We start from the raw sequence: 20,077 nt of genomic DNA on the forward strand, positions 1-20,077 counted from the left end.
AAACGACGGCCGAAGCGAGAACGATCCGGATCGCTTTCGGCAGAGCATCGGAAGAGCCACAGCGGTCGACCGAGAACGCCGGTCGCTGACCGATACGGCGCCACGACCCGGAACAGCGGGACCGGTCGTCTTACGGTCCTCTCGTCGCCGACGCTCCGATGTGGCCACTGACGCTGGAACGGTCGACGATCCGCCGCGACGAGAGCGTTGCTCGTCGTCCGAGGAGTCGGCACTACGGTAGTCCACTGTGTGCGGACACGGCCCGTCGCACAGCTCGAAGAAAGAAACGGCGAGGACTCGGTTAGTCTTCGCGGCCGAACATCTGGCGCATCATCGGGTGCATCTCCATCATCTGCTCCTCGGCGATCTCCTCGTACAGCTTGTACGTGATCGAGACCGCGAGCAGCAGCCCCGTCCCGGTGACGGCGCCGATGGTACCCAGCATGTTCGCCCAGACGGCGAGCAGTCCGACTAGGGCGCCGCCGATGACGGTCACCTGCGGAATGTACCGCTCCATGACCTTCTCGATGACGCCGACGTTCTGGCGGAATCCGGGGATCTGCATCCCGGAGTTCTGGATCTGTCGGGCCGTCGCCTCCGGCCCCATGTTCGTCGTCTCGACCCAGAAGATGGCAAAGATCGCGCCACCGATGACCATGAACGTCAGGTCGACGGAGATTCGGATCAACACCATCCAGGTCGCCTGGGCAACTTCACCGGTCCACCACATCCAGTCCTCGGGCGAGTAGATCGGCGCGGTGTAGTAGAAGAACCCGCTGACGGGCTCTCCCTGCGCGTTGTACTGGCCGAGGACGGCGGGCATCCCGTCCCACGTTCGGTCGAGGATCTGACCGATAAACTGGATGTTCGCCTGCAGCGCCCGAACGAGGATCATCGGCAGGACGCTCGCGTAGATGAGCTTCACGGGGAAGCGACCGCGGGCGCCTTTCACGCGGGCGTGGCTGAGCGGGATCTCGACCCGGACCGACTCGGCGTAGACGACGATCGCAAATATCAGGATCGTCGTCACCAAAGCGATGAGCTGACCCTCCCCGAGCAACAGCGTGTTCAGCGTGTCCCCGGTGAGATCAACGTCACCGAAGATGATCTGGAACCAGTCGTAGAAGAACCCGCCCTCGGCGGGCTGGATGAATCCAGTTACCAGTCGCTGGCTCACACCGGCGATGATGAACAGGCCGATCCCGCTACCGACACCCCACTTGCTGACGACCTCGTCCATATACAGGATGAGGACGCCGCCCAGGAAGATCTGGAAGAACATCAACACCTGGAGCTGGGTGCTGTCGAACGTGAGACCGCCGAGCGATAGCGACTGCTGGACTGGGAGGAAGCCGCCGGCGAACACCATCGGCAGCGCAGTCAGCGCCGTCATCACGATGACCAGGAGCTTCTGGAGTCCCTGGTACAACACCTGATCTCGCGGATCGTCAGTGTCGAGGCCCAGGAGATTCGCCCCGCCCAGTAGCTGCATTACGATACTCGCCGTAACGATCGGACCGATACCGACCTGGAGCAACGACCCGTGTTCGCCGGCAAGGATCGCACGGAACTCCCCGAAGAGGTCGGTCGCACCATCGGCCTGCATCCCAAGCAGGGCGATGTTCGTCAGGAAAAAGTACAACACGAGGATCCCGGCGGTCCAGGCCAGCTTCCGCTTGAAGGGGACGTGCCCCTCCGGCCGGCGGACCGTCGGCATCCGTGTCAGAACCGGTTCAGCGGCTTCCTTCCATCCCATGCGTTAGTCCTCGTCCTGTTCTGACTCGTCGTCGGCTTCCGCCTCGTCCTCGGCCTCGGCCAGCTGCTGGCCTCGCTCCGAGAGCACCGCGTCACCGCCGGCGTCCTCGAGCTTCTCCTCGGCAGCCGCCGAGAAGGCGTCCGCCGTAACCTCGAGGCTGTTCCGGACCTGACCGGAGCCAAGCACTTTCACGACGTCGACCTCGTGGCCGTCCTCGACGATGTCGCGGGCGTCGAGCCGGTATCCCTCGTCGGTCTCCTCGGCGTCACCCTCGGCGGCGTAGAGGACGGCGTCCTCGTCGAGCTTCTGGACGTCGATCTCGGCGACGTCGGCCTGAAGCTCGTCCGGTCGGTTGAAGCCGTGTTTGCCCTTCGGTTCGTAGTTGTGGAACTCGTGTTTGCTGCGGCCGGCGCGTCCGCGTCCGCCGCGATGGCCGGCTCCTCGGCGGTTCTTGTGAGAGCCGCCGCTGTGCGTCCGCGATCCGCGCTGGCGTCGTTTTTTACTCGTCATGGTTTATCGCATCGATTCTAACAGTTGATTAATCTCCTCGGTTGTATGTTTTCCGAGTTGGCCGCCCTCCGCGGTCGGCTTCTTGATCCCCTCGTGACCGCCACGCGGGGGGTGGAGACGAAGCGTTGGGGAGAGTCCCTGCTCGCGTAGGGTCGTCTCCTCGGCGAGCAGCGCCTCGGCGAGCGCACCGAAGTCGTCGTAGTCGGTGTTCTCGGCGAGCCACTCCTCGTCGACGTCCGCCTGTCGCCCCTCGAGCGGTTCGGCGCGCTTTGCGAGGACGGTCTTGAGGACGTCCTGTTCGGGTTCACCGATCGCGACGTAGTCGTTGACCTTCGCGACCATCCCGTTGTAGGCGTCGGTCTCGGGAACGAGCGCGCAGTGGTTGACGCCGTGGATGTTGAGCATCTCCAGGGTATCCTGGATGTCGGTGTTGCGGTTGACCTCGCCGCGGACCTGGACGACGGCTCTCATTGGTCGGCCACCTCCGCTTCGTCACGGCCGCCCCGAGAGCTCGGGTGACGCGACTGCGAGGCGTTCTCGAGGGCGTTGAACGTTGCCTTCGCGAGATTCACCGTCGTTCGCGTGTTCCCGTGGCTCTTGGTCCAGGCGTTCTCGATGCCGGCCAGTTCGAGGACGGCACGGACCGTGTCGCTGGCGGCAAGTCCCAGCCCCTCGGGGGCGGGAACGAGCTCGACCTCGACGGAGCCGGCCTTGCCGGTGGTCTGTCGGGTCAGCGAGTGGGGACGGTCCGAACGGTCCTCCCACGACCCCGAACCGCGGGGTACCTTGATGATGTTTAGCTTCGCGATACCGATCGCCTTCTGGATGGCGGCGCCGACCTGGTCGTCTCGGCCTTCGGCGTAGCCGACGTACCCGTTGCGGTCGCCGACCACGACGACACAGCGGAACTTCACACGCCGACCGGAGTCGGTCATCCGCTGGACCATGTTGATGTCCAGTACCTCGTCGTCCAGTCCGGGGAGGAGCTGGTCGACGATCTCGGGTTCCTTCAGCGGGAGCCCCGAGTTGAGGGCGTCCTCCATCGTGTCGATTTCGCCCTCCTGGACCATTCGGCCGAGACGGGTGACGGGTTCCCATCCACCGTCGTTGTAGTTGTTTCCACTCATTCGAGAATCGCCTCTCGTACCTCGTCGAAGTGTGCTGGTAGTTCGGTCGCGTCGAACTCGCCGCTGTACAGCGGCTCGTCGAGCTGCTCGGCGTACTCGGCGATATGCTCGCCGCGGGTCCGCGACCAGTCCGCGAGCACGCTGTCGTTGTGCGGGATCTCGAGACCGGCATCGATCGCGCCCTCCTGGACGGCGAACACCTTGTTGCCGGGCGTCGCCTTGTTGAGACCGATGTCGAGGACCGCTTCCTCGAGTCCGGCGTCGACGGCTCGCTTGCCGGCCAGCAGACCGGTCAGATAGGCCGCGGAAATGTTACTCGTGGGTGCTTCCCAACCGTACTCCTCGAGATCGCTCGAATGTGCGCTCGCGAGCGTCTCGTCGCCCTGTGGGCCCGGAACGATCAGCTGCGCCGTAGTGTGCTTGTTGCTCTTCCGAGCAACGAGGCGTGGCTTATCCGATTTCAGCAGGCGCAACCTCTGATGGTAGTCCGTTCGGACCTCACGGCGACGGCGCATCGGAACGTTGTATCGTGGTCCTGTCGCCATTACTGGTCACCGTAGTTTTCGTCGATGTAGTTCAACAGGTACCGGACGCTACGGAACTCGCCACCGCCAGCCTTCTTGTAGAGCTCGCGGTACTGCGTGGGCGTGATCTCGCCCTTGTCGCGGAGTTCGCGCAGCTTCCGTCGCTGTGCACGAATCTTGTCCTGCCATTCGTCTTTCTGGCTCTGGCGGCCGCCCTTCTTGCCCTTGCGCTTGCCCTGGCCCTTCCGATGGCCGTACGCGCGTTTCGCGTTGCGCTCGCGGGCACGACCGCGGGAGTTACCGCGGGCGTCTTTGGCCTGAATACGGCCCTCGTCGACGAGATCGCGGATCTCGTCGCGGGTGATCGCCTCTGCGATCTCGCCCTGGGCGTCCGGATCGATCCAGACACGGTTCTTGCCAACGTCGAGGACGTCGGCAGCCAGTCGTTTCTGTGCGGTGAGATCAGTCATTGGATTCCACCTCGACTTCCTCGTAGGTCGGGTTCAGGACGCGAACGCCCTGGTCCTCGGCCTGTTCCTCGATGCGCTCGCGCTTGCGCGCGCCGACCGAGGACGCGATCCGAACCGCCTCGCGATCGCCGTCGACACCCTCGAGGTCGTCCGTGTTCTCGACGTAGACTTCCTCGAAGCCGCTGGGGTGTTTTCCGCGAACGGCCTCCGGCGTTCGGTAGCCGGCCTGGACCTTCGGGCCCTTGCCCTTGATCCCCTTGCGCTGTTTCGAGAGCTGGCCACGGGGACGACGCCAGGCTTCGGGCGTGCGCTTTTTCTTGTGGTAGTCCTGTCGCTTGAACTGCGGCTTGCCCGCCTGCTTGCGTCGGGTGAGCAGGCGCTGTTCCTCCTCGGAGAGCTCGGGCGTCTTCTCGGTCAGCCCGCGGGGCTGCAGTTCGGTCTCGACGTCCTCTTCGGGCTCTTCTTCCGCTTCCTCGACGCCCTCGTCTTCGATCTCGGCCTCGGTCTCCTCGGTTACCTCGAGGTCGCCGACGTCGGCCTTGATACGGGCCGCGAGCGCGTTTCCGACGCCGTCGGCCTCCGCCAGGTCGTCCTGGTCGGCCTCCTTGACGTCGTCGATCGTCTCGAAGCCGGCGTCGCGCAGCGCGTCGGCCTTGCTGGCGCCGACACCGCTGATGTCCTCGAGATCCTGCGGACCCTCTTCGGCTTCGGCTTCGGCCGCGGCGTCCTCGGTCTCTGGTTCGTCGTCAGCCATCTATCAGGCACCTCCTTTCGCGGGTTTCTCGGTGATGTAGACCCCGTCCTGGAAGACGCGGGTGTCCTTGCCGCTGACGCGTGTCAGCTGCTCGATGTCCGCCGCCGTCTGGCCGACGTCCTCCTTGTTTGGACCGGAGAGGACGAGCCGTTCGTCGTCGACGGAGACGTCGGTCTCACCGTGGATAGTCGTTCGTCGCGGTGCCTTTTCGCCGAGGAAGTTCTCGATGACGACCTCCTCGCCTTCCACGCGGACCTGCATCGGGAAGTGAGAGTAGAAGACTTCCATCTTGTACTCCCAGCCCTCGGTGACGCCGTGGAAGGCGTTTTTCAGGTGGCTCTCGAAGGTGCCGACGGTCGCGTTCGTTTTCGCGTCCTCGGCCGCGCTTTCGATGACTACCTGGTCGTCTTCGGTTTCGACGGTCACGTCGGGGTACCAGAGACGCCGGGTCACGGCGCCCTCGGGTCCGTCGACGGTCACGTCGAGATGATCGACCTCGACAGATACGTTTTCGGGTATTTCCAGTTCGACTCGCATTGTTAGTAGACGTATGCGATCACCTGGCCGCCGATCCCCTGCTCGCGCGCTTCGTAGTGGCTCATGATGCCACTGCTCGTCGTGACGACGAGCGCGCCGAAGTCTCGAGCCGGGAGATAGCGCTTCTCCCACTTCTCGAACTCGTCGGCGCCGGCTGCGTAGCGGGGCTTAACGGGGCCACACTCGTTGATCGCTCCTTTCAGTTCGACTTCGAACTGACCGGCCTTACCGTCGTCGACGAACTCGAAGCCGTCGATGTACCCGCGGTCGTAGAAGACCTCGAGTACGCTGCCGATCTCGTTCGAAGCGGGCGTTACCTCGTGGCTCAGTTTCCCGACGCTCTCGGCGTTGTCGATCCCCGAGAGCGCGTTGCTGAGTGGGTCGTTTCCGGTCATGTTATCGGTACTTCCTGAATCCCATGTCGCGGGCGATCTCTCGGAAACACTGTCGACAGAGGTTGATGTCGTACTTGCCGACCAGTCCCTGTTTGCGGCCACAGCGCTGGCACTCCTCGATCTGGCCGGTGCGCTTTGCCGCGTGCTCGCCCGTTCGGTCGTTTTCTACGTCGCTTTCGCTTTCACTCATCCGTGGCCTCCGATACGGTGACGTCGAAGTTCGCCTCGAGGAACTGAATCGCGTCCTCGGGGGTGAGTCGGTGCTTCGACGGGATCGATCGGGTCACCTTATCGCGCTTGGCGATGCGGTAGCCCGGTCGCACCAGGTTAACGGTGACGTCCATCCCGTAGATACCGACGTTCGGGTCGTACTCCTGGCTCGGGAACTCCGTGTGTTCCTCGATTCCGAAGCTGAAGTTGCCCGTGTCGTCGAACTGGTTTTCAGCCAGCGACGCAAGCGGGAGTGCGGTCTCGAGGAACTCGGCTGCGTCCTCGCCCCGGAGGGTGACCTTCGTACCGATCGGGTCGCCCTGTCGGATCCCGAAGTCGGGCTCGGTCCGTTTGGCCTGGGTCCGGACGCTCTGCTGGTCCGTGACCTCCTCGATGATGTCCTCGGCCTTGCCGAGCTCGCGGCCACCGCGACCGACGCCCATGTGGACGACGACCTTCTCGACGTGGGGCTCGCGCATCTCGTGGAACTCGCTTTCGGCTTCACTACTCATCGTCATCACCTTCGCTCACGGCCTCACCGTTCTCCGAGTCCTCGCTGGTGAAGTTCTCGTCGATCACGACGACGTACTCCTCGACGGTCTCGAACAGCTCGTCGTCGGTTTCGACCGTGACGATGTTCGAACCGCTGCCGGGCGTGACGTCGATCTCGGTGACCTCGCCGATCTTACCGCCGTGATTACCACGGACGGCTGTGACGAGTGCTCCCTCCTCGTAGGGGAAGTGTGCAACGACCGACTTGTCGTCGTTGTCGACGACGATCGAGTCGTTCGTGTCGTACTCGTCGTCCTCGGCGAGGATGTTCGTCCCGTCGTGCAGCGTCAGCTGCGTATCGCCGCCGGGAACCTGGCGTTTGCCCTCGATCTTGCCGAGGCGGCTATCGGCCGCGTCGGCGTCGATCGCGGTCAGCGCGAGGCGGCCACCCTCGTCGGGGAAGACCCGGTAGTACTCCTCGCGACCGGGGAACGCGACGATGTCGAACATGCCGATGGGACGCTGTTCGTCGTTGATCGGCTCCCCGTTGACGAGGATCGAATCCTGCGAGAGGGCGTACCGCGCTTCTTTCTTCGAGTCGACGTAACCAAGTACGTCCCGGAGCAGGACGACGAGCGGGACGCCGTCCTCACCGTGCGGGCCGGCGTCGGCCTTGACGGTAAAGACGTCGGTCTTGCGCTCGACCGGCCAGGACTTCGGGACTGACAGTCGTTTCTGGTGTTTCGTCATTCGCTATCACCTTCGGTGTCGTCTGCGTCGCCTTCGAGGCGTGCCTCGCGACGCTCGTCCTCGAGGTCCAGCTCCGTGATCCGGACGTTCGAGGGCTCGAGGGCCCGGGGAACCTCCTCCCCGTCGGCCGTCTCGACGGTCACGTCCTCGACGTGGATCGTGCCGTCCTCGAGGATCGCGCGAACGACCTCGCCAGTTTCGCCGGCGTGATCGCCACGCATGACCTCGACGGTGTCGCCCGCGTTGACGCGGGTCCGTCGCGTGTCGTACTCCTCGCGGAGCTCGTCGGAGAGCGTCGCGTGAAGCTGCTTCTGTCGCTTGTGCAGCGGCGCACGCTCCGTCTGGTTTCGCTGTTTGTGTGGTTGCTTGCTCATACTCAGACGATCATCGTTGCGGTCGAGGCGATCGCGCCGAAGCGTTCGGCAACTTCGCGCGCGATCGGGCCCTTGATCTCCGTCCCGCGGGGCTCTTCGTTCTCGTCGATGATGACCGCCGCGTTGTCCTCGAACTTCACGCGCGTCCCGTCGGGCCGGCGGATCGACTTCCGCTGGCGGACGATGACGGCTTCGAGGACCTGGCGGCGCATCTCCGGGGTACCCTTGGTGACCGAGACGGTCACCTTGTCACCCAGACCCGCCTTCGGCTGACGGTTCTTGGTGCCCTGGTAGCCCGAAACGCTGATGACCTTCAGCTCGCGGGCGCCGGTGTTGTCGGCGCACGTGACCAGCGACCCCTTCTTGAGTCCCTGGGTGACGTCGGCTTTCATCGCCTCCATCACTGATCACCCTGCGTCGCTTCGGGTTCGGCATCCTCGGTGACGTCGCCGCTGGAAAGCTCCCGGTCAGGTTCGGACTGACGGGTGAGCGCAGCGATGTCCTCCGCGGTTGCCTCCTCGGTTACTTCGACGACCACGTGCGATTTCGTCTTCGACAGTGGTCGGGTCTCTGCGATCTTGACCGTGTCACCGACCGAGAGCGGCTCGAGCACGCCCGGTACGTGGGCCGGGATGCGCGAGCGACGCTTCATGTGGCGATCGTACTTCGGAACCGCCACGTCGTACTCTCGTTCGACGACCACGGTCTTGTCCATGTCCGTCGAAATGACGGTCCCCTCGAGGATCTGACCTCGAACGGAGAGCTCGCCGTAGAACGGACACTTCTCGTAGTCGTATTCCTCCGGGTTCTCTGGTTCCGGAGGGGTTTCAACGTCTAATCCTATTGCCATGGTGAGTCACCATTCGTTTCCGTGCGTCGGGCGGGTTGTGAGAGCAGTCGCGAGCCATCGACCGTAACGTAGGCCACGTCCTCGCCGGCAGCGTGGCGGCGATTCCGTGAAGAATCGTCGCCACGACAGTCGGCGGCATCGCCGCCGACTCGGTCTGCGAGGACGGACGAATCGTCCGCCCCTGCAGGTTGAGTGTCGGCCAGTTTGGACGCGGTCCCCGACTCCTTCGCGAAGTCGGCGGCGTCATCTGTGATCGCGAACTCGAACGTCGAGCCCGACTTCGGCACCATCACGACCCGAGACGTGCCCTCGCCGCACTCGGCGGCGTCGCCGCCTCGGTCACGTTCCGCCTCCGGCGGAACGCAAACCTCTACGGAGAGCGTGTTGGTCGTCTCGATGACGACCCGTCCCTCGAGACCGACCCGCGAGGCGTCGTCACTCTCGACGACGCGGACGGGCAGGCCGTTGAGTTCGTGTCGGGGCAGCGTTTCGGGTGTCAGTGCCATTGTCTGTCTGTTATTCGTCGTCTCGAGACGTCTCCGACGTCTCGTTCTCGAAGTCGCCTTCCTCTCGCTGGATCGTCTTGATCCGGGCGATGGTGCGACTCAGTTCGCCGATACGACCCGGGTTCTCCGGGGCGCCACCGGCCGCGAGGACGGACTTCTGGTTGAGCAGCTCTGTCTCGAGCTCCTCGAGTTCGGCCTCGCGCTCGGCGGCGGTCATGTCGCGGATCTCTTCGACGTGGAGGATCGCCATCAGGCGTCACCTCCCTCGTCGTCTTCGTCGTCAGCTCGCGGCTCGTCGCCGCTCGCGTCTTCCGAGGCGCCTTGCGCCTCGCTGTCCATCTCGGCCATCAGCTCTTCGGCTTCGGCCTCGACGTCCTCCTCGAGCTCGTCGAGATCCTCTTCGATCGGGGCCTCGTCGGGGACGTCGACGTCGTCGTCCTCGGCGGCGTCGACTTCCTCTTCGATGACCTCCTCGATGTCTTCTTCCTCGGGCTCGGGCTCGACGGCGTCGTCGGCGGGGGCTTCGGCACCCTCCTCGGCGGCTTCGGCCGCTTCGGGCTCGCCCTCGAGCAGCTCCTCGACACCCTCGGCCTCGTTGGCTTCGACGGCGTCGGGGACGACCTCTTCGGGGTCCATCTCGTCGTGGACCTGGAAGTCGTCGGGGAGTTCGGCTCCCGGCGGGATGATCTTGACGTCAACGCCGATCGTCCCGAGCTTCATGACGGCCGTCGCCTGGCCGTGGTCGACGACCTCCTCGGCGGGCTGACCGTTGTGCTTGATGTAGCCGCGGTTGAACTTCTCGACGCGCGAGCGGGCACCGGTGACCTTCCCGGAGAGGACGATCTCGGCACCCAGTGCGCCCGACTCCATGATCCGGTCGATCGTCGTGTGACCGGCCTTCCGGAAGTACCAGCCCCGTTCGAGGGCGTTGGCCAGACGGTCTGCGACGATCCGTGCGTTGAGGTCGGGTTCGTCGACCTCCTGGACGTCGATTTGGGGGTCCTCGAGGTTGAACTTCTCCTCGAGGGCCGTCGTGACCTTCCGGATGTTCTCGCCGCCCTTACCGATGACCATCCCGGGCTTCTCGGCCTTGAGAACGATCTGGGTGCCCATCGGCGTCTTGGCGACGTCCATACCACCGTAGCCCGCGCGGCCGAGCTCTTCTTCGAAGAACTCGTCGATCTGAGACCGCTGCAGGCCGTTTTCGATGAATTGATGTTCGTCAGCCATTAGTTCTCACCCTCCTCGTTCTCGTCGACTTCCTCGACGACGATCTCGACGTCCACTTCCGGCGTGTTCCAGGCGGTCGCACGCCCCATCGCGCGGGGTTTGCGACCGACGGACTCGCCGACCTTGTGTGCGGCGATGTGGACGATCTCCATCGAGGCACCGTCGAAGCCCTGGTGGTCGGCGTTGGACTCGACGTTCTCGAGCAGGTCGAGGTACTCCTCCGAGACCTTCTCGGGGTACTTGCCGGCGTCCCAGCCCTCGACGTCGGAGCGGTGGCCCGCTCCAGTGTTGTGGGACTTGAACGGCACGGACTGTTCCTCGTCGATTACGTCCTGGAGGTACGCCCGGGCGTCCGCGACGGTACGGCCCTTGATCTCGCGGGCGACCTCCTTGCTGTGCTTGTGGCTCATGTGACGCTCCCGGAGCATCGCTTTCGCGGTCGTGTCCGGATCCGCGTCGACTGAGTAGTTGATTCCCATGCGGTGATCACTTCAGTGGGACGAACTTCGAGGATCGAGTCGCACCGATCCCGGCCTGTCCGTGCTCGACGGACGTTCGGGTCAGCTGGAACTCGCCGAGATAGTGTCCGATCATCTCGGGTTCGACGCGAACGCGCTCGAAGGACTGTCCGTTGTACACGGAGAAGGTCAGTCCGACGAACTCCGGCAGCACCGGCATGTCTCGCAGGTGCGTTCGGATCGGCGCGTTGGCGGTCTCTTCCTCGCCTTTCTCGCGGGCCTTCTCGAGCAGTTTCTCCTGCTCGACGGAGAGGCCGCGCGTGATACTTCGCCGCTTGCGAGCGGGCAGCAGTTCCGCAACTTCCTCGAGCTCCATCTCCTGCAGCTCGTCGAGCGTGTAGCCGCGGTAGGTGAACTCACCTTCGCGACCGGTTCTGTACTCCTGACTCATTTGTTTCCACCTCGTCCGGTTCGGCGCGAGGAGATGTCACCGACCTTCCGTCCCGGCGGGGCGTCCCGCGAGACGGACTTCGGTTTACCCGGGTGCTGTCGGCCGCCGCCACCGAACGGGTGATCGACGGCGTTCATCGCAACACCGCGGACGCGGGGCCACTTGCCACCGCGAGCTTTCATCTTGTGGTGCTTGTTCCCTGCCTTGACCATCGGCTTCTCGGTGCGACCGCCACCGGCAACGACGCCGATGGTGGCACGGCACTGCGGATCGAGGCGCTTGACCTCGCCGCTTGGCAGCTGGATGACCGCAGCGTTGCGGTCGTGGGTGATCAGATCGGCGTTGACGCCCGACGCGCGGGCGAATCGGCCGCCGTCACCGGGGTTGGCCTCGATGTTACAGACCGGAACACCCTCCGGAATCTCCGCGAGCGGGAGCGTGTTCCCCGGCTTGATCTCGGCGCTGACGCCGACCTGGATCTCCTCGCCGACGGCGACGCCTTCCGGCACGAGGACGAGACGCTGGTCGCCGTCCTCGAACTCGACGGCCGCGACGGGCGCCGAGCGGGCAGGGTCGTGCTCGATGTCGACGACCTCTCCGCGGACGACGTCGTCGTCCTCCTCTTTCTTGTGGTCGAGCTTCGCCTTGTATCGGTGCGACGGGGCACGGAACGTGGAGGTCCCGCGACCGCGTCGTTGTCCGAGAATGCGTCGTCCCATCGGTTAGAACACCCCGATACGCGAGGCGACTTCCTGGGCGTCGTCGTCCTCGGACAGCTTGACGGTTGCTTTCTTCTTCCCTTTCATGGTCACTTGCGTGTTGACGTCGTCGACCGTGACCTCGAAGCGCTCCTCGACCTCGTCGCGAATCTCGGGTTTGGTCGCGTCGGGATTGACGACGAACTGGAGCTTGTTCTCGAAGTCCATGTCGTTCATCGCCTTCTCGGTGACGAGCGGGTGCTCGATCTGGTGGCTCATCGGTCGGCCACCTCCTCGAGTGCGCTCTCGGTCCAGACGGTCAGTCGACCGGGCTGGGCGCCCGGCGCGAGATCCTCGGCGTTGACCTCCGCGGCCGTCGTGACGTCCGCGCCGGCGAGGTTTCGGGCCGCACGCGACGGGCCGGTCTCGCTCGAGGTCACGAAGAGGATCGACTTGGGCTGTTTGTACTTCCGTCCGCGGGTCGTCCCGCGACCCGAACGGACGCTTCGGCCCTCGTCAGCGCGCTCGACGTCGGCCGCGAGGCCAGCGTCCTCGAGGAACTCGACGACCTCCTTGGTCTTCTGGAGTTCCTCGAACTCGTCGCTGACGACGACCGGCGTCTCGACGTCCTCGTCGAACTCGTGGCCGCGCTCGGCGACGAGTTCGGGGTCGGTCGTCGCAGCGATCGCGCTGCGGACGGCCAGCTTCTTCTCTTTCGTGTTGATCGATTCGGTCCAGTCCTTCTCGGCTTTCGGCGGGTGTGCCTTGCGTCCCGAAACCGTCTGGGGAACGCGTCGACCGCGTCCGTTCTGTCGGGGGACGTGGGCCATCCCGCGGCCGCTACCGAACGATTCGGCCGGCGTTCGAAGGCCGGCGAACTCGTCGGCGCCGTAGTCCTGTTTTCGGTTGGCCTGGGCGGCGCGGACGGCGCGTGCGATCAGGTCCGGACGGTACTGGGTCTCGAAGACCGCCGGAAGCTCGATCGAGTCTGCGTCCGAGCCGTCCAGGTTGCGTACTGTTGCTTCCATCGTTAGCTAGTTCAACCCTGGTTGGATGCGGTGGAGACGAACCGAACCTCGGGATCGAGGCGCGGCTGGTCTCCGGGTCGGATCGCCGGGCGGAAGCGCAGCAGGCGCTTGTCCGGCCCGGGGAGCGAGCCCTTGATCAGCGCGTGCGGTCCGTCGACCTCGCCGTAGTTGACGAAGCCACCGTCGACCGTCGCGTCTGCGCCGTCGCCGATGTCGACGAGGCGCTTGTTCAGTTCCGTCCGCTGGTGGTAGCCGGTCTGGCCCTGTTGGGGGACCGTCGAGCGGACGCGGGAGGGGTTCCAGGGGCCGAGGTTGCCGATGCGGCGTCGCCAGCCCTGTCGGGCGTGTTTGCCCTTGCGCTTCTGGACGCCCCAGCGCTTGACGGGACCCTGGGTCCCTTTCCCTTTCGTGACGCCGCTCGCGTCGAGATACTCGCCGGCGCGGAACACGTCGTTCATGACGTGCTCGCCGCCGTCGGCCAGCAGCTCGAGAGCGAAGTCGACGCGCTCCTCGACGGAGCCACCGCCGACGCGGGTCTCCATCACGTCCGGTTTCTTCTTCGGGATCGAAGGGACCTCCGAAGGGACCGTGTGCGTGATGACCCGAACGTCAGCGATGCGGCCGTCCTCGAGGTAGCCTCGAAGTTCGTCTTCGGCCGCGTCGGCGTCGTAGTCGTCACCGGGCAGGTCCAGCACGCGATCGAGTTCGGGAACGAACTCGCCGGTCCAGACCTCGGTGAGCGGTTTCTTTCCGTACGGTGTGTCCTCGTACGCACGCAGGGCAACGGCGCGCATCGGCGGCGTCTCCACGATCGTGACGGGGACGGTCTCCTCCATCCCCTCGGTCGGCGAGTTCGCTTCGTCGTCGACCATCACGACGTGGGTCATGCCGGCCTTGTAGCCCGCGAAACCCTGGAGCGTCGGCTGTCCGTCGTCGTCCGGCCACGAGTTAAAGCGCGGAACCTCCGAGGAGGCGCGCTGTCGTGGGCCGAACCCGAGTGAGCCTTTGCGTGGTGCGTTTGGTTGTGGCATGCTTTCACTCTTTGAGCGAGAGGGAAGCGAGCGTGGCGAACAGAGCCTCTTCCGTTCGCACGACGTCGCTTCCCTGGTCCGGAACCGTATTCAGCCAGAGGTCGAACCCCGGATCGCTCGTGGGTTCGACTCCGCCACCGTCGACGCCGTCCCAGCGGGACAGCGCGTCGACGGTCTCCTCGTCCATTCCGAGGATGGCCGGCAGCCCTCTCTCGGGTGCCCCGAAGGCGACGGTCATCCCGTCGCGCTCGCGGCGTCCGGCCAGCGTCCCCAGCCGCCCGACGGTGAGTTCGGCACCGAATCGGGAGGCCGCAATGCGGACGCCGGCGTCCTCACGGCCGAGCGCTGCCTCGAGGTCCGTCCACTCGACGTCGATCCCCGGGAGGGAGTCGTCGACGAGCTTCGCCCGGACCGGTCGTCGCGAAGAGATCCTGACGGTCACGCGCTCCCCCTCTTCGAGCTCCATCGAGGGAGGCACGTTGAGGGAGATCGGGTGTTGCAAGCCGCAATTGACCCGCACGCGTTGATCAGGTCCGACCTCGGTCACGATTCCTTGTCTTGACGACCCCGAATCGTTCGATTCGGAGCCGGTCCGTGACACGGCACGGAGCGGGGGCAGGATGCCCGCGTACTCGAGTTCGTCGCGCATCCCCCAGACCTCGTTTCGGAGGTACGGGGGCGTCGTCGCGTACCGCAAGACGGTGTCGACGAACTCGCCGTCGAATCGCCCGCGTTCGCCCTCCCGGTCGGGGAAGACGACGAGCCGATCCGCCCGAAACACGGTCGCCGCGCGGGCGACGTATCCGAGCTTGCGAGTTGCCTCGCGTTTGTCCTCGGCTTCGCGGGTGAGCGACGACGGCACGAGCACGCTAGCGGTCATGCCCACGCTTCGGCGCCGCGTCACTAGACTGTAGCGATGTCTTGCCGACAAAGTCTTAAAAGGGTAGCGGATTCGATTCCGGCTGTGAACGGCTCACAGGTGAGAATTCGACGCATACGGCTCCCCGAACGGAACTGTCGTCACTACTAACGTGTTTCCCCCGAGGACGGACGGGAACCGACGAAAAGGATCGGGACGTGGTACGGCTGAACGGCCCATACACGCCCCGATTCGCAATCCTTATACAGCTACCAGAGATAGGTGGAACTGTAACGGGGCGCTGGTAGTGTAGTGGTATCACGTGACCTTGCCATGGTCACAACCTGGGTTCAAATCCCAGCCAGCGCATTGCTGTCGCGAACAAATCCGTGAGCGGAAGCAATCGTTCTGGGTTTGAAGCAGGCCAGTCACGCGCAGCGCTGCGAGCATGTCTGGCCGTGGTTCAAATCCCAGCCAGCGCAGTTCTCGCGGGACCGATCCACGAGGACGCCCCCTTTCTGAAACCGAGTCCGAAGGGTCGCGCCGGCGGTGGTCGTCGCTCGTGGGACGTCCCGGCAGCCGTACTCGACGGTGACCGGCGTCCAGAAGGGCGATCGCTGTGGCGTCCGGAACGGTCGGCGAACGTTCCCGGCCGAGGACGCCGACCGCGATCGCAAGAACGCCGTGGACGGGGAACGCCCGGTCGCGTCCTCGTGGTCAGTGCTCGCAAGCAGACCGTGAGCGTTCCACTCGGATCGACCGATTCGTAACCCTTATCAATTCACTCGAGAGACGTAGAACTGTAACGGGGCGCTGGTAGTGTAGTGGTATCACGTGACCTTGCCATGGTCACAACCTGGGTTCAAATCCCAGCCAGCGCATTGCTGTCACGAACAAATTCGTGAGCGACAGCAATCGACTCTGGGTTTGAAGCAGGCCAGTCACGCGCAGCCCTGTGAGCATGTCTGGCCGTGGTTCAAATCCCAGCCAGCGCATTCCTATCACGAACAAATTCGTGAGCGACAGCAATCGATTCTGGAGTTGAATGAGAGACAGCCCGCGAAGCGAACGACGCGAGCGAGCAGGACCGTCTTCGCGTGGTTCAAATCCCAGCCAGCGCAGTTCTACGGCAAGGTGCTTCGATGACCACCACGAGGACGCGAACACGAACCCATTGTTCGTGGGGGAGCCGCGAGCGACCGCGGTCCGAACGGAGTGTCGACGCCTCGGGTGCGGATCCCAACCAGGAGTTGACTCGAGTAACGCGGGGTAAACCGGGTTCGCACGCAGCGCCACCGCGAAACCACTGTCGGGCTTTATCCGGCTCGGCGGCGGCGCAGTACTCACAATGACCGACTCAGCACCCGACCGAACCCGAGAGCTCGGTGTCGATTTCGGTTCGCTCGCTCGCGACCTCGAGGCCCACCAGTATCCGGCGACGAGCGACGAGCTGATCGAGCAGTACGGGGACGCGGTGCTCACCCTCCCGAACGGGCAACAGCGGCTCCGCGACCTGCTCGAGCTGGTTCCAGACGAGGAGTTCGACTCCGCTGCGGACGCCCGCGCTGCGATCTTCAACACCGTCGGTGACGCCGCGATCGGGCGCAAGGGGTACAGCGATCGGACCCCGCCAGCGCTGGGCGAGCGCGAGGAGTGGCCCCACGAGTCGTTCTGAGGAGGGCGTCCTCGGGGCTCTCGGCTGGAGCGACCGGTTTCCCGGCCACGGCCCGGCGGATCGCCGAGGACGGCTATCGGTCGCATGCAGTAGTGCCGCCTGCGAGGAGCTTATATACTCCGGAGCGATACCCACCAGCGAACAGTCGATCGAACAGCTCCCATGCAACCCCAGTCTACATCCAGAGACGAGGCGGACGAACTCCAGTACGACCAGGACAACGACCGATACGTCTTCCACCACGAGGACGACGACACCGCGACGCTGACCGCGACGATCGTTCACGCGCTCGCGGAGATCGCCGACACGGACGTCTCGCAGGGCGAGTTCTCCCTGTACGACAGCATCGATCCCGACGCGCTCGATCGGATCTTCCGGCCGAAGGCCGACGGCACCGAGCGCACCGGCGGCCACATCGCGTTTACGGCCCTCGAACACGAGGTCTACGTCTACGCCGACGGCGAGATCATCATCTACCCGCCCGGCGCCGCCCCCGATCCGCGCTCCGTCCGGTGAGGACGGGACGGCCGTTCTGTCGCGGGGGTCCAAACGGCGCCGTCGGGAAGTCGAGTGCAGGGTTCGGATTTAGGTGCGACGATCCCGACAGTGACTCCCATGACAGTCGTCGCGCTACTCAGCGTCGCACCGATGACCGAGAAAAGCATGGCCGAGGAGGTCGCGACAGCCGTCGAGGCTCTCGAGGAGTACGACGTCGCCTACGAGACGAATCCGATGGGGACGGTGATCGAGGCCGACTCGACCGACGAGCTGTTCGCAGCCGCGCAGGCGGCCCACGACGCCGTCGACGGCGACCGCGTGAGCACCGTGTTGAAAATCGACGACAAGCGGGACCGCGAGACGGCCGCCGACGAGAAGGTCGAGGCCGTCGAGGAGGCGCTGGGTCGACCGCCCTCGAGCGACCGGGAGTAACGAGCGTGCGATCGAGACGTTCTCAGACGATCATTACCGGGCGCTCTGCCTCGAGGAGCACCGACTGAGCGACGCTGCCGAAGACGGCCTTTCCCACGGGCGACCGGCGGCGCGCACCCAGCACGAGCTGGTCCGCGTCGAACCGGTCGGCCGCGTCGAGGATCGCCGGCTCGGGTCGGCCGGTCGCCGCGTGGACGCTCGTTTCGACGCCCGCACTCCGGAGCTCGGCGACGAGCGTCGCGGCCGTTTCAGGGAGTGTCGCGAGATCGTCGAGTTCCTCTTCGAACGTGCCGACCGCGACGTCGTCGACGTCCTCGGCCGAGAAGTCGAGCTCCTCCCTGGCGTGTACCACGTCGACGGCGATAGGGTCGTCTCCCGCCGCGAGCTCGAGGACGACCTCGAGCTGGGCGGCGACGCGGTCGTCGTCGCCGTCGATCGGAACCAGAACCCTGTACATACCCGAACCGAGCGCGGGAACACATATCAAACCCCGAGTCGGTCCGGGCCGGCCGATCCAGGCGGAAGACCGAACACCCTCGAGTCGGTACGGGCGCGTATGGAACGAACGACGCTCGACGTTACCGGGATGTCCTGTGGCGGCTGCGAGGAGAACGTCACCGACGCCCTCGAGGCGCTCGAGGGCGTCTCGTCGGCGACGGCGAACCACGAAGCCGACGAGGTCCGGGTCGAACACGACGAGGGAACGTCCGTCGAGGGGATCCGTAGCGCGGTCGAAAACGCGGGCTACGAACCCCGCGCCTGAGCCGGTCGCAAAGCGTCGACGCCCGAACGGCGCCGACTGACAAACTGTTTTACGCGGGACGCTAGAGGAGGGGTATGGAGAGTCTCAACCGAATGGCGATCGAGCTGGTCGACGAAGCCCTCGACTACGCGGAGGAGCTCAACGTCGGCGGGTTCGATCTCGAGAACGAGGCAACCGTGCTGGACTTCGGCGTCGAGTTCGACGGCGGCATCGAGGCCGGCCTACTGCTGACCGAGATCCAGACCGCGGGAATGGCCACGCCGAGCCACCAGCTCGGCGAGATCGACGGGACGCCGATCCCCTACGTCGAACTGAGCTCCGATCAGCCGGCGCTGTCGCTGCTTTGCTCCCAGAAGGCGGGCTGGGAGCTGGCGACGGAGGACTTCGAGGGGCTCGGCAGCGGTCCCGCACGCGCGCTCGTCGCGCGCGAAGAGGAATTCAGACAGGTCGGCTACACCGACGCGTTCGATCTGACCGCGCTGGCCGTCGAGAGCGACGAGCTGCCGACGGCAGCGGCCGCAGAGCAGGTCGCGGAGCTCGCGGAGGTCGAGCCCAGCAGCGTCTTTCTGCTTGCCTACCGGACGGCGAGTCTCGCGGGCAGCATCACGTCTGCGGCGCGGGCGGCCGAGCTCGCGACCTACCGGCTGACGGAGCTGGGGTACGATCCCAACGATATCGTCTCGGCGACGGGTCGGGCCCCGGTCGCGCCGGTCGCGGCCGACGAGGACGACGCGATCGCCCGGACGAACGACGCGCTGGCCTACGGCGGCCGCGCCCACCTGACGGTCCGCGAGGACGCGGACGTCTTCGACTCGATCCCCTCGACGGCGGCCGAGGCCCACGGCCGTCCGTTCGCGGCGATCTTCGACGACCTGGACTGGCAGTTCGAGGAGGTGCCCGCAGACCTGTTCGCGCCCGCAGCGGTCACCGTCGACGTCCTCGGCGGACCGACCGAGAGCTACGGGGAGACCGACGAGGAGCTGCTCGCGGAGTCGTTCGACCTCTAGATGGCCGCCCCGATTGACACCGTGCTCTTCGATCTCGACGACACGCTCTGTCGGTACCGCCGCAGCGCGGCCGACGTCCTCGAGATCGCGTTCGAGCGCGCCGGCGTCGGCTCCGTCTTCGAGCCGGGCGCCTACTACGATCGCTACCGGGAGTACCTCGAGCGAGCCACGAGACCCGTTGACCTCCACGAGCAGTGTTTCGGCGATCTGGCGGTCGAGTCGGGGTACGATCGTGCCGACGGCCTCGCGGTCGCGCGTGCGTTCCGCGAGGAGCGCGACCAGCGAAACGTCGAGGCGCTGCCGGGGGCGACGGCGACGGTGGAGGCGCTGGCCGAGGAGTACACGCTCGGACTGGTCACGAACGGCCTCTCGGCGATGCAACGCCAGAAACTCGAGGCGACGGGACTCGAGGACGCCTTCGAGACGACCGTCTACGCGGGCGAGGACGCCGCGCCCAAGCCCGATCCGGAGCCGTTCGATCTCGCCCTCGACGAACTCGGCTCGGTGGCCGAGCGGACGGTGTACGTCGGCAACTCCCTCTCTGCTGACATTGCGGGTGCCCGGGCCGCGGGGCTTGCGTCGGCGTGGCTCCCGGCGGAGACGGCCCCGGTGGAGCCGGAGCCGAGCCCGGACTACGTCCTCGAGTCGCTGGCCGACCTGCGGTCTCCGCCATGGCGCTGACGCCGGGAGTG

33 protein-coding genes and 2 tRNA genes are annotated in these 20,077 nt (G+C 65.4%); 9 read left to right on the forward strand and 26 right to left on the reverse strand.

Annotated features, from left to right (window positions below):
* Positions 1 to 301: 301 nt before the first annotated feature.
* From secY to NATOC_RS16635, 25 genes are read right to left on the reverse strand one after another with little or no spacing between them, the layout of a single operon-like run.
* The gene (gene secY / locus NATOC_RS16515) at positions 302 to 1,756 is read right to left on the reverse strand and encodes a preprotein translocase subunit SecY (RefSeq protein WP_015322620.1); all 1,455 of its coding nucleotides are present in this window, start codon (positions 1,754 to 1,756) and stop codon (positions 302 to 304) included.
* A 3-nt stretch (positions 1,757 to 1,759) separates the two neighbouring features.
* Positions 1,760 to 2,266 carry an uL15m family ribosomal protein gene (locus tag NATOC_RS16520; RefSeq protein ID WP_015322621.1) on the reverse strand — a complete coding sequence of 169 codons (507 nt, stop codon included), beginning with the start codon at positions 2,264 to 2,266 and terminating at the stop codon, positions 1,760 to 1,762.
* A 3-nt stretch (positions 2,267 to 2,269) separates the two neighbouring features.
* Positions 2,270 to 2,737: a 50S ribosomal protein L30 gene (gene rpmD, locus NATOC_RS16525; protein ID WP_015322622.1), complete on the reverse strand. Its 468-nt coding sequence runs from the start codon at positions 2,735 to 2,737 to the stop codon at positions 2,270 to 2,272.
* Positions 2,734 to 3,393: a 30S ribosomal protein S5 gene (locus NATOC_RS16530; protein ID WP_015322623.1), complete on the reverse strand. Its 660-nt coding sequence runs from the start codon at positions 3,391 to 3,393 to the stop codon at positions 2,734 to 2,736. Before NATOC_RS16530 ends, rpmD begins: the two co-directional genes overlap by 4 nt.
* Complete coding sequence (locus NATOC_RS16535; RefSeq protein WP_015322624.1) at positions 3,390 to 3,938, reverse strand: 50S ribosomal protein L18; 549 nt, start codon at positions 3,936 to 3,938, stop codon at positions 3,390 to 3,392. The genes NATOC_RS16530 and NATOC_RS16535 overlap by 4 nt, the downstream gene beginning before the upstream one ends.
* Entirely contained in the window at positions 3,938 to 4,387 is a 450-nt protein-coding gene (locus tag NATOC_RS16540) for a 50S ribosomal protein L19e (RefSeq protein WP_015322625.1), read from the reverse strand. Before NATOC_RS16540 ends, NATOC_RS16535 begins: the two co-directional genes overlap by 1 nt.
* Entirely contained in the window at positions 4,380 to 5,141 is a 762-nt protein-coding gene (locus NATOC_RS16545; protein WP_015322626.1) for a 50S ribosomal protein L32e, read from the reverse strand. Before NATOC_RS16545 ends, NATOC_RS16540 begins: the two co-directional genes overlap by 8 nt.
* A gap of 3 nt (positions 5,142 to 5,144) precedes the next feature.
* The gene (locus tag NATOC_RS16550) at positions 5,145 to 5,678 is read right to left on the reverse strand and encodes a 50S ribosomal protein L6 (RefSeq protein WP_015322627.1); all 534 of its coding nucleotides are present in this window, start codon (positions 5,676 to 5,678) and stop codon (positions 5,145 to 5,147) included.
* 2 nt (positions 5,679 to 5,680) lie between these two features.
* Positions 5,681 to 6,073 carry a 30S ribosomal protein S8 gene (locus NATOC_RS16555; protein ID WP_015322628.1) on the reverse strand — a complete coding sequence of 131 codons (393 nt, stop codon included), beginning with the start codon at positions 6,071 to 6,073 and terminating at the stop codon, positions 5,681 to 5,683.
* A gap of 1 nt (position 6,074) precedes the next feature.
* Positions 6,075 to 6,263: a 30S ribosomal protein S14 gene (locus NATOC_RS16560; protein WP_015322629.1), complete on the reverse strand. Its 189-nt coding sequence runs from the start codon at positions 6,261 to 6,263 to the stop codon at positions 6,075 to 6,077.
* The gene (locus NATOC_RS16565; RefSeq protein ID WP_049888956.1) at positions 6,256 to 6,795 is read right to left on the reverse strand and encodes a 50S ribosomal protein L5; all 540 of its coding nucleotides are present in this window, start codon (positions 6,793 to 6,795) and stop codon (positions 6,256 to 6,258) included. Before NATOC_RS16565 ends, NATOC_RS16560 begins: the two co-directional genes overlap by 8 nt.
* A complete protein-coding gene (locus NATOC_RS16570; protein WP_015322631.1) occupies positions 6,788 to 7,525 on the reverse strand; it encodes a 30S ribosomal protein S4e in 738 nt (245 codons plus the stop codon). Before NATOC_RS16570 ends, NATOC_RS16565 begins: the two co-directional genes overlap by 8 nt.
* Entirely contained in the window at positions 7,522 to 7,899 is a 378-nt protein-coding gene (gene rplX / locus NATOC_RS16575; protein ID WP_015322632.1) for a 50S ribosomal protein L24, read from the reverse strand. Before rplX ends, NATOC_RS16570 begins: the two co-directional genes overlap by 4 nt.
* A 2-nt stretch (positions 7,900 to 7,901) precedes the next feature.
* Positions 7,902 to 8,300 carry a 50S ribosomal protein L14 gene (locus NATOC_RS16580; RefSeq protein WP_005559258.1) on the reverse strand — a complete coding sequence of 133 codons (399 nt, stop codon included), beginning with the start codon at positions 8,298 to 8,300 and terminating at the stop codon, positions 7,902 to 7,904.
* Positions 8,300 to 8,749 carry a 30S ribosomal protein S17 gene (locus NATOC_RS16585; protein ID WP_015322633.1) on the reverse strand — a complete coding sequence of 150 codons (450 nt, stop codon included), beginning with the start codon at positions 8,747 to 8,749 and terminating at the stop codon, positions 8,300 to 8,302. Before NATOC_RS16585 ends, NATOC_RS16580 begins: the two co-directional genes overlap by 1 nt.
* On the reverse strand, positions 8,740 to 9,255 hold the full coding sequence (locus NATOC_RS16590; RefSeq protein WP_015322634.1) for a ribonuclease P protein component 1: 516 nt from the start codon (positions 9,253 to 9,255) through the stop codon (positions 8,740 to 8,742). Before NATOC_RS16590 ends, NATOC_RS16585 begins: the two co-directional genes overlap by 10 nt.
* A 10-nt stretch (positions 9,256 to 9,265) precedes the next feature.
* Positions 9,266 to 9,505 carry a 50S ribosomal protein L29 gene (rpmC, locus tag NATOC_RS16595; protein WP_015322635.1) on the reverse strand — a complete coding sequence of 80 codons (240 nt, stop codon included), beginning with the start codon at positions 9,503 to 9,505 and terminating at the stop codon, positions 9,266 to 9,268.
* Complete coding sequence (locus NATOC_RS16600) at positions 9,505 to 10,485, reverse strand: 30S ribosomal protein S3 (RefSeq protein WP_015322636.1); 981 nt, start codon at positions 10,483 to 10,485, stop codon at positions 9,505 to 9,507. Before NATOC_RS16600 ends, rpmC begins: the two co-directional genes overlap by 1 nt.
* Positions 10,485 to 10,964 carry a 50S ribosomal protein L22 gene (locus NATOC_RS16605; protein WP_015322637.1) on the reverse strand — a complete coding sequence of 160 codons (480 nt, stop codon included), beginning with the start codon at positions 10,962 to 10,964 and terminating at the stop codon, positions 10,485 to 10,487. Before NATOC_RS16605 ends, NATOC_RS16600 begins: the two co-directional genes overlap by 1 nt.
* A 7-nt stretch (positions 10,965 to 10,971) precedes the next feature.
* Positions 10,972 to 11,394, reverse strand: coding sequence for a 30S ribosomal protein S19 (locus NATOC_RS16610; protein WP_015322638.1), 423 nt, complete (start codon positions 11,392 to 11,394; stop codon positions 10,972 to 10,974).
* Entirely contained in the window at positions 11,391 to 12,113 is a 723-nt protein-coding gene (locus tag NATOC_RS16615; protein WP_015322639.1) for a 50S ribosomal protein L2, read from the reverse strand. The genes NATOC_RS16610 and NATOC_RS16615 overlap by 4 nt, the downstream gene beginning before the upstream one ends.
* 3 nt (positions 12,114 to 12,116) lie before the next feature.
* Positions 12,117 to 12,371, reverse strand: coding sequence for a 50S ribosomal protein L23 (locus NATOC_RS16620; protein WP_015322640.1), 255 nt, complete (start codon positions 12,369 to 12,371; stop codon positions 12,117 to 12,119).
* Complete coding sequence (rpl4p, locus tag NATOC_RS16625) at positions 12,368 to 13,120, reverse strand: 50S ribosomal protein L4 (RefSeq protein WP_015322641.1); 753 nt, start codon at positions 13,118 to 13,120, stop codon at positions 12,368 to 12,370. The genes NATOC_RS16620 and rpl4p overlap by 4 nt, the downstream gene beginning before the upstream one ends.
* Before the next feature lie 11 nt (positions 13,121 to 13,131).
* Positions 13,132 to 14,151, reverse strand: a complete 1,020-nt coding sequence (locus tag NATOC_RS16630; RefSeq protein WP_015322642.1) for a 50S ribosomal protein L3 — start codon at positions 14,149 to 14,151, stop codon at positions 13,132 to 13,134.
* 4 nt (positions 14,152 to 14,155) lie between these two features.
* A complete protein-coding gene (locus tag NATOC_RS16635; protein ID WP_015322643.1) occupies positions 14,156 to 15,031 on the reverse strand; it encodes a putative RNA uridine N3 methyltransferase in 876 nt (291 codons plus the stop codon).
* Positions 15,032 to 15,308: 277 nt separating this feature from the next.
* On the opposite strand from NATOC_RS16635, the gene NATOC_RS16640 reads away from it, so the two are divergent.
* The 6 genes from NATOC_RS16640 to NATOC_RS16665 all read left to right on the forward strand — a co-directional run bounded on the left by NATOC_RS16640 (position 15,309) and on the right by NATOC_RS16665 (position 17,615).
* Positions 15,309 to 15,379: transfer RNA gene (locus NATOC_RS16640), tRNA-Gly, on the forward strand.
* A 180-nt stretch (positions 15,380 to 15,559) separates the two neighbouring features.
* Entirely contained in the window at positions 15,560 to 15,751 is a 192-nt protein-coding gene (locus NATOC_RS16645; RefSeq protein ID WP_049888821.1) for a hypothetical protein, read from the forward strand.
* A 69-nt stretch (positions 15,752 to 15,820) separates the two neighbouring features.
* Positions 15,821 to 15,891: transfer RNA gene (locus NATOC_RS16650), tRNA-Gly, on the forward strand.
* A 467-nt stretch (positions 15,892 to 16,358) separates the two neighbouring features.
* On the forward strand, positions 16,359 to 16,685 hold the full coding sequence (locus NATOC_RS16655) for a DUF5789 family protein (protein WP_015322644.1): 327 nt from the start codon (positions 16,359 to 16,361) through the stop codon (positions 16,683 to 16,685).
* Between the two features lie 162 nt (positions 16,686 to 16,847).
* On the forward strand, positions 16,848 to 17,201 hold the full coding sequence (locus NATOC_RS16660; RefSeq protein WP_015322645.1) for a HalOD1 output domain-containing protein: 354 nt from the start codon (positions 16,848 to 16,850) through the stop codon (positions 17,199 to 17,201).
* 99 nt (positions 17,202 to 17,300) lie between these two features.
* A complete protein-coding gene (locus tag NATOC_RS16665) occupies positions 17,301 to 17,615 on the forward strand; it encodes an MTH1187 family thiamine-binding protein (protein ID WP_015322646.1) in 315 nt (104 codons plus the stop codon).
* Between the two features lie 22 nt (positions 17,616 to 17,637).
* Here NATOC_RS16665 and NATOC_RS16670 read toward each other — a convergent pair whose 3' ends face one another.
* Complete coding sequence (locus NATOC_RS16670; protein WP_015322647.1) at positions 17,638 to 18,072, reverse strand: universal stress protein; 435 nt, start codon at positions 18,070 to 18,072, stop codon at positions 17,638 to 17,640.
* A gap of 99 nt (positions 18,073 to 18,171) precedes the next feature.
* On the opposite strand from NATOC_RS16670, the gene NATOC_RS16675 reads away from it, so the two are divergent.
* The 3 genes from NATOC_RS16675 to NATOC_RS16685 all read left to right on the forward strand — a co-directional run bounded on the left by NATOC_RS16675 (position 18,172) and on the right by NATOC_RS16685 (position 20,066).
* Positions 18,172 to 18,378 (forward strand): heavy-metal-associated domain-containing protein, encoded by a 207-nt coding sequence (locus tag NATOC_RS16675; protein WP_015322648.1) that lies wholly within the window; start codon positions 18,172 to 18,174, stop codon positions 18,376 to 18,378.
* A 74-nt stretch (positions 18,379 to 18,452) separates the two neighbouring features.
* The gene (gene mch, locus NATOC_RS16680; RefSeq protein WP_015322649.1) at positions 18,453 to 19,385 is read left to right on the forward strand and encodes a methenyltetrahydromethanopterin cyclohydrolase; all 933 of its coding nucleotides are present in this window, start codon (positions 18,453 to 18,455) and stop codon (positions 19,383 to 19,385) included.
* On the forward strand, positions 19,386 to 20,066 hold the full coding sequence (locus tag NATOC_RS16685) for an HAD family hydrolase (RefSeq protein ID WP_015322650.1): 681 nt from the start codon (positions 19,386 to 19,388) through the stop codon (positions 20,064 to 20,066).
* Positions 20,067 to 20,077: the final 11 nt, after the last annotated feature.

The sequence above is a fragment of the Natronococcus occultus SP4 genome, from assembly GCF_000328685.1.
Taxonomy (GTDB): Archaea; Halobacteriota; Halobacteria; order Halobacteriales; family Natrialbaceae; genus Natronococcus; species Natronococcus occultus.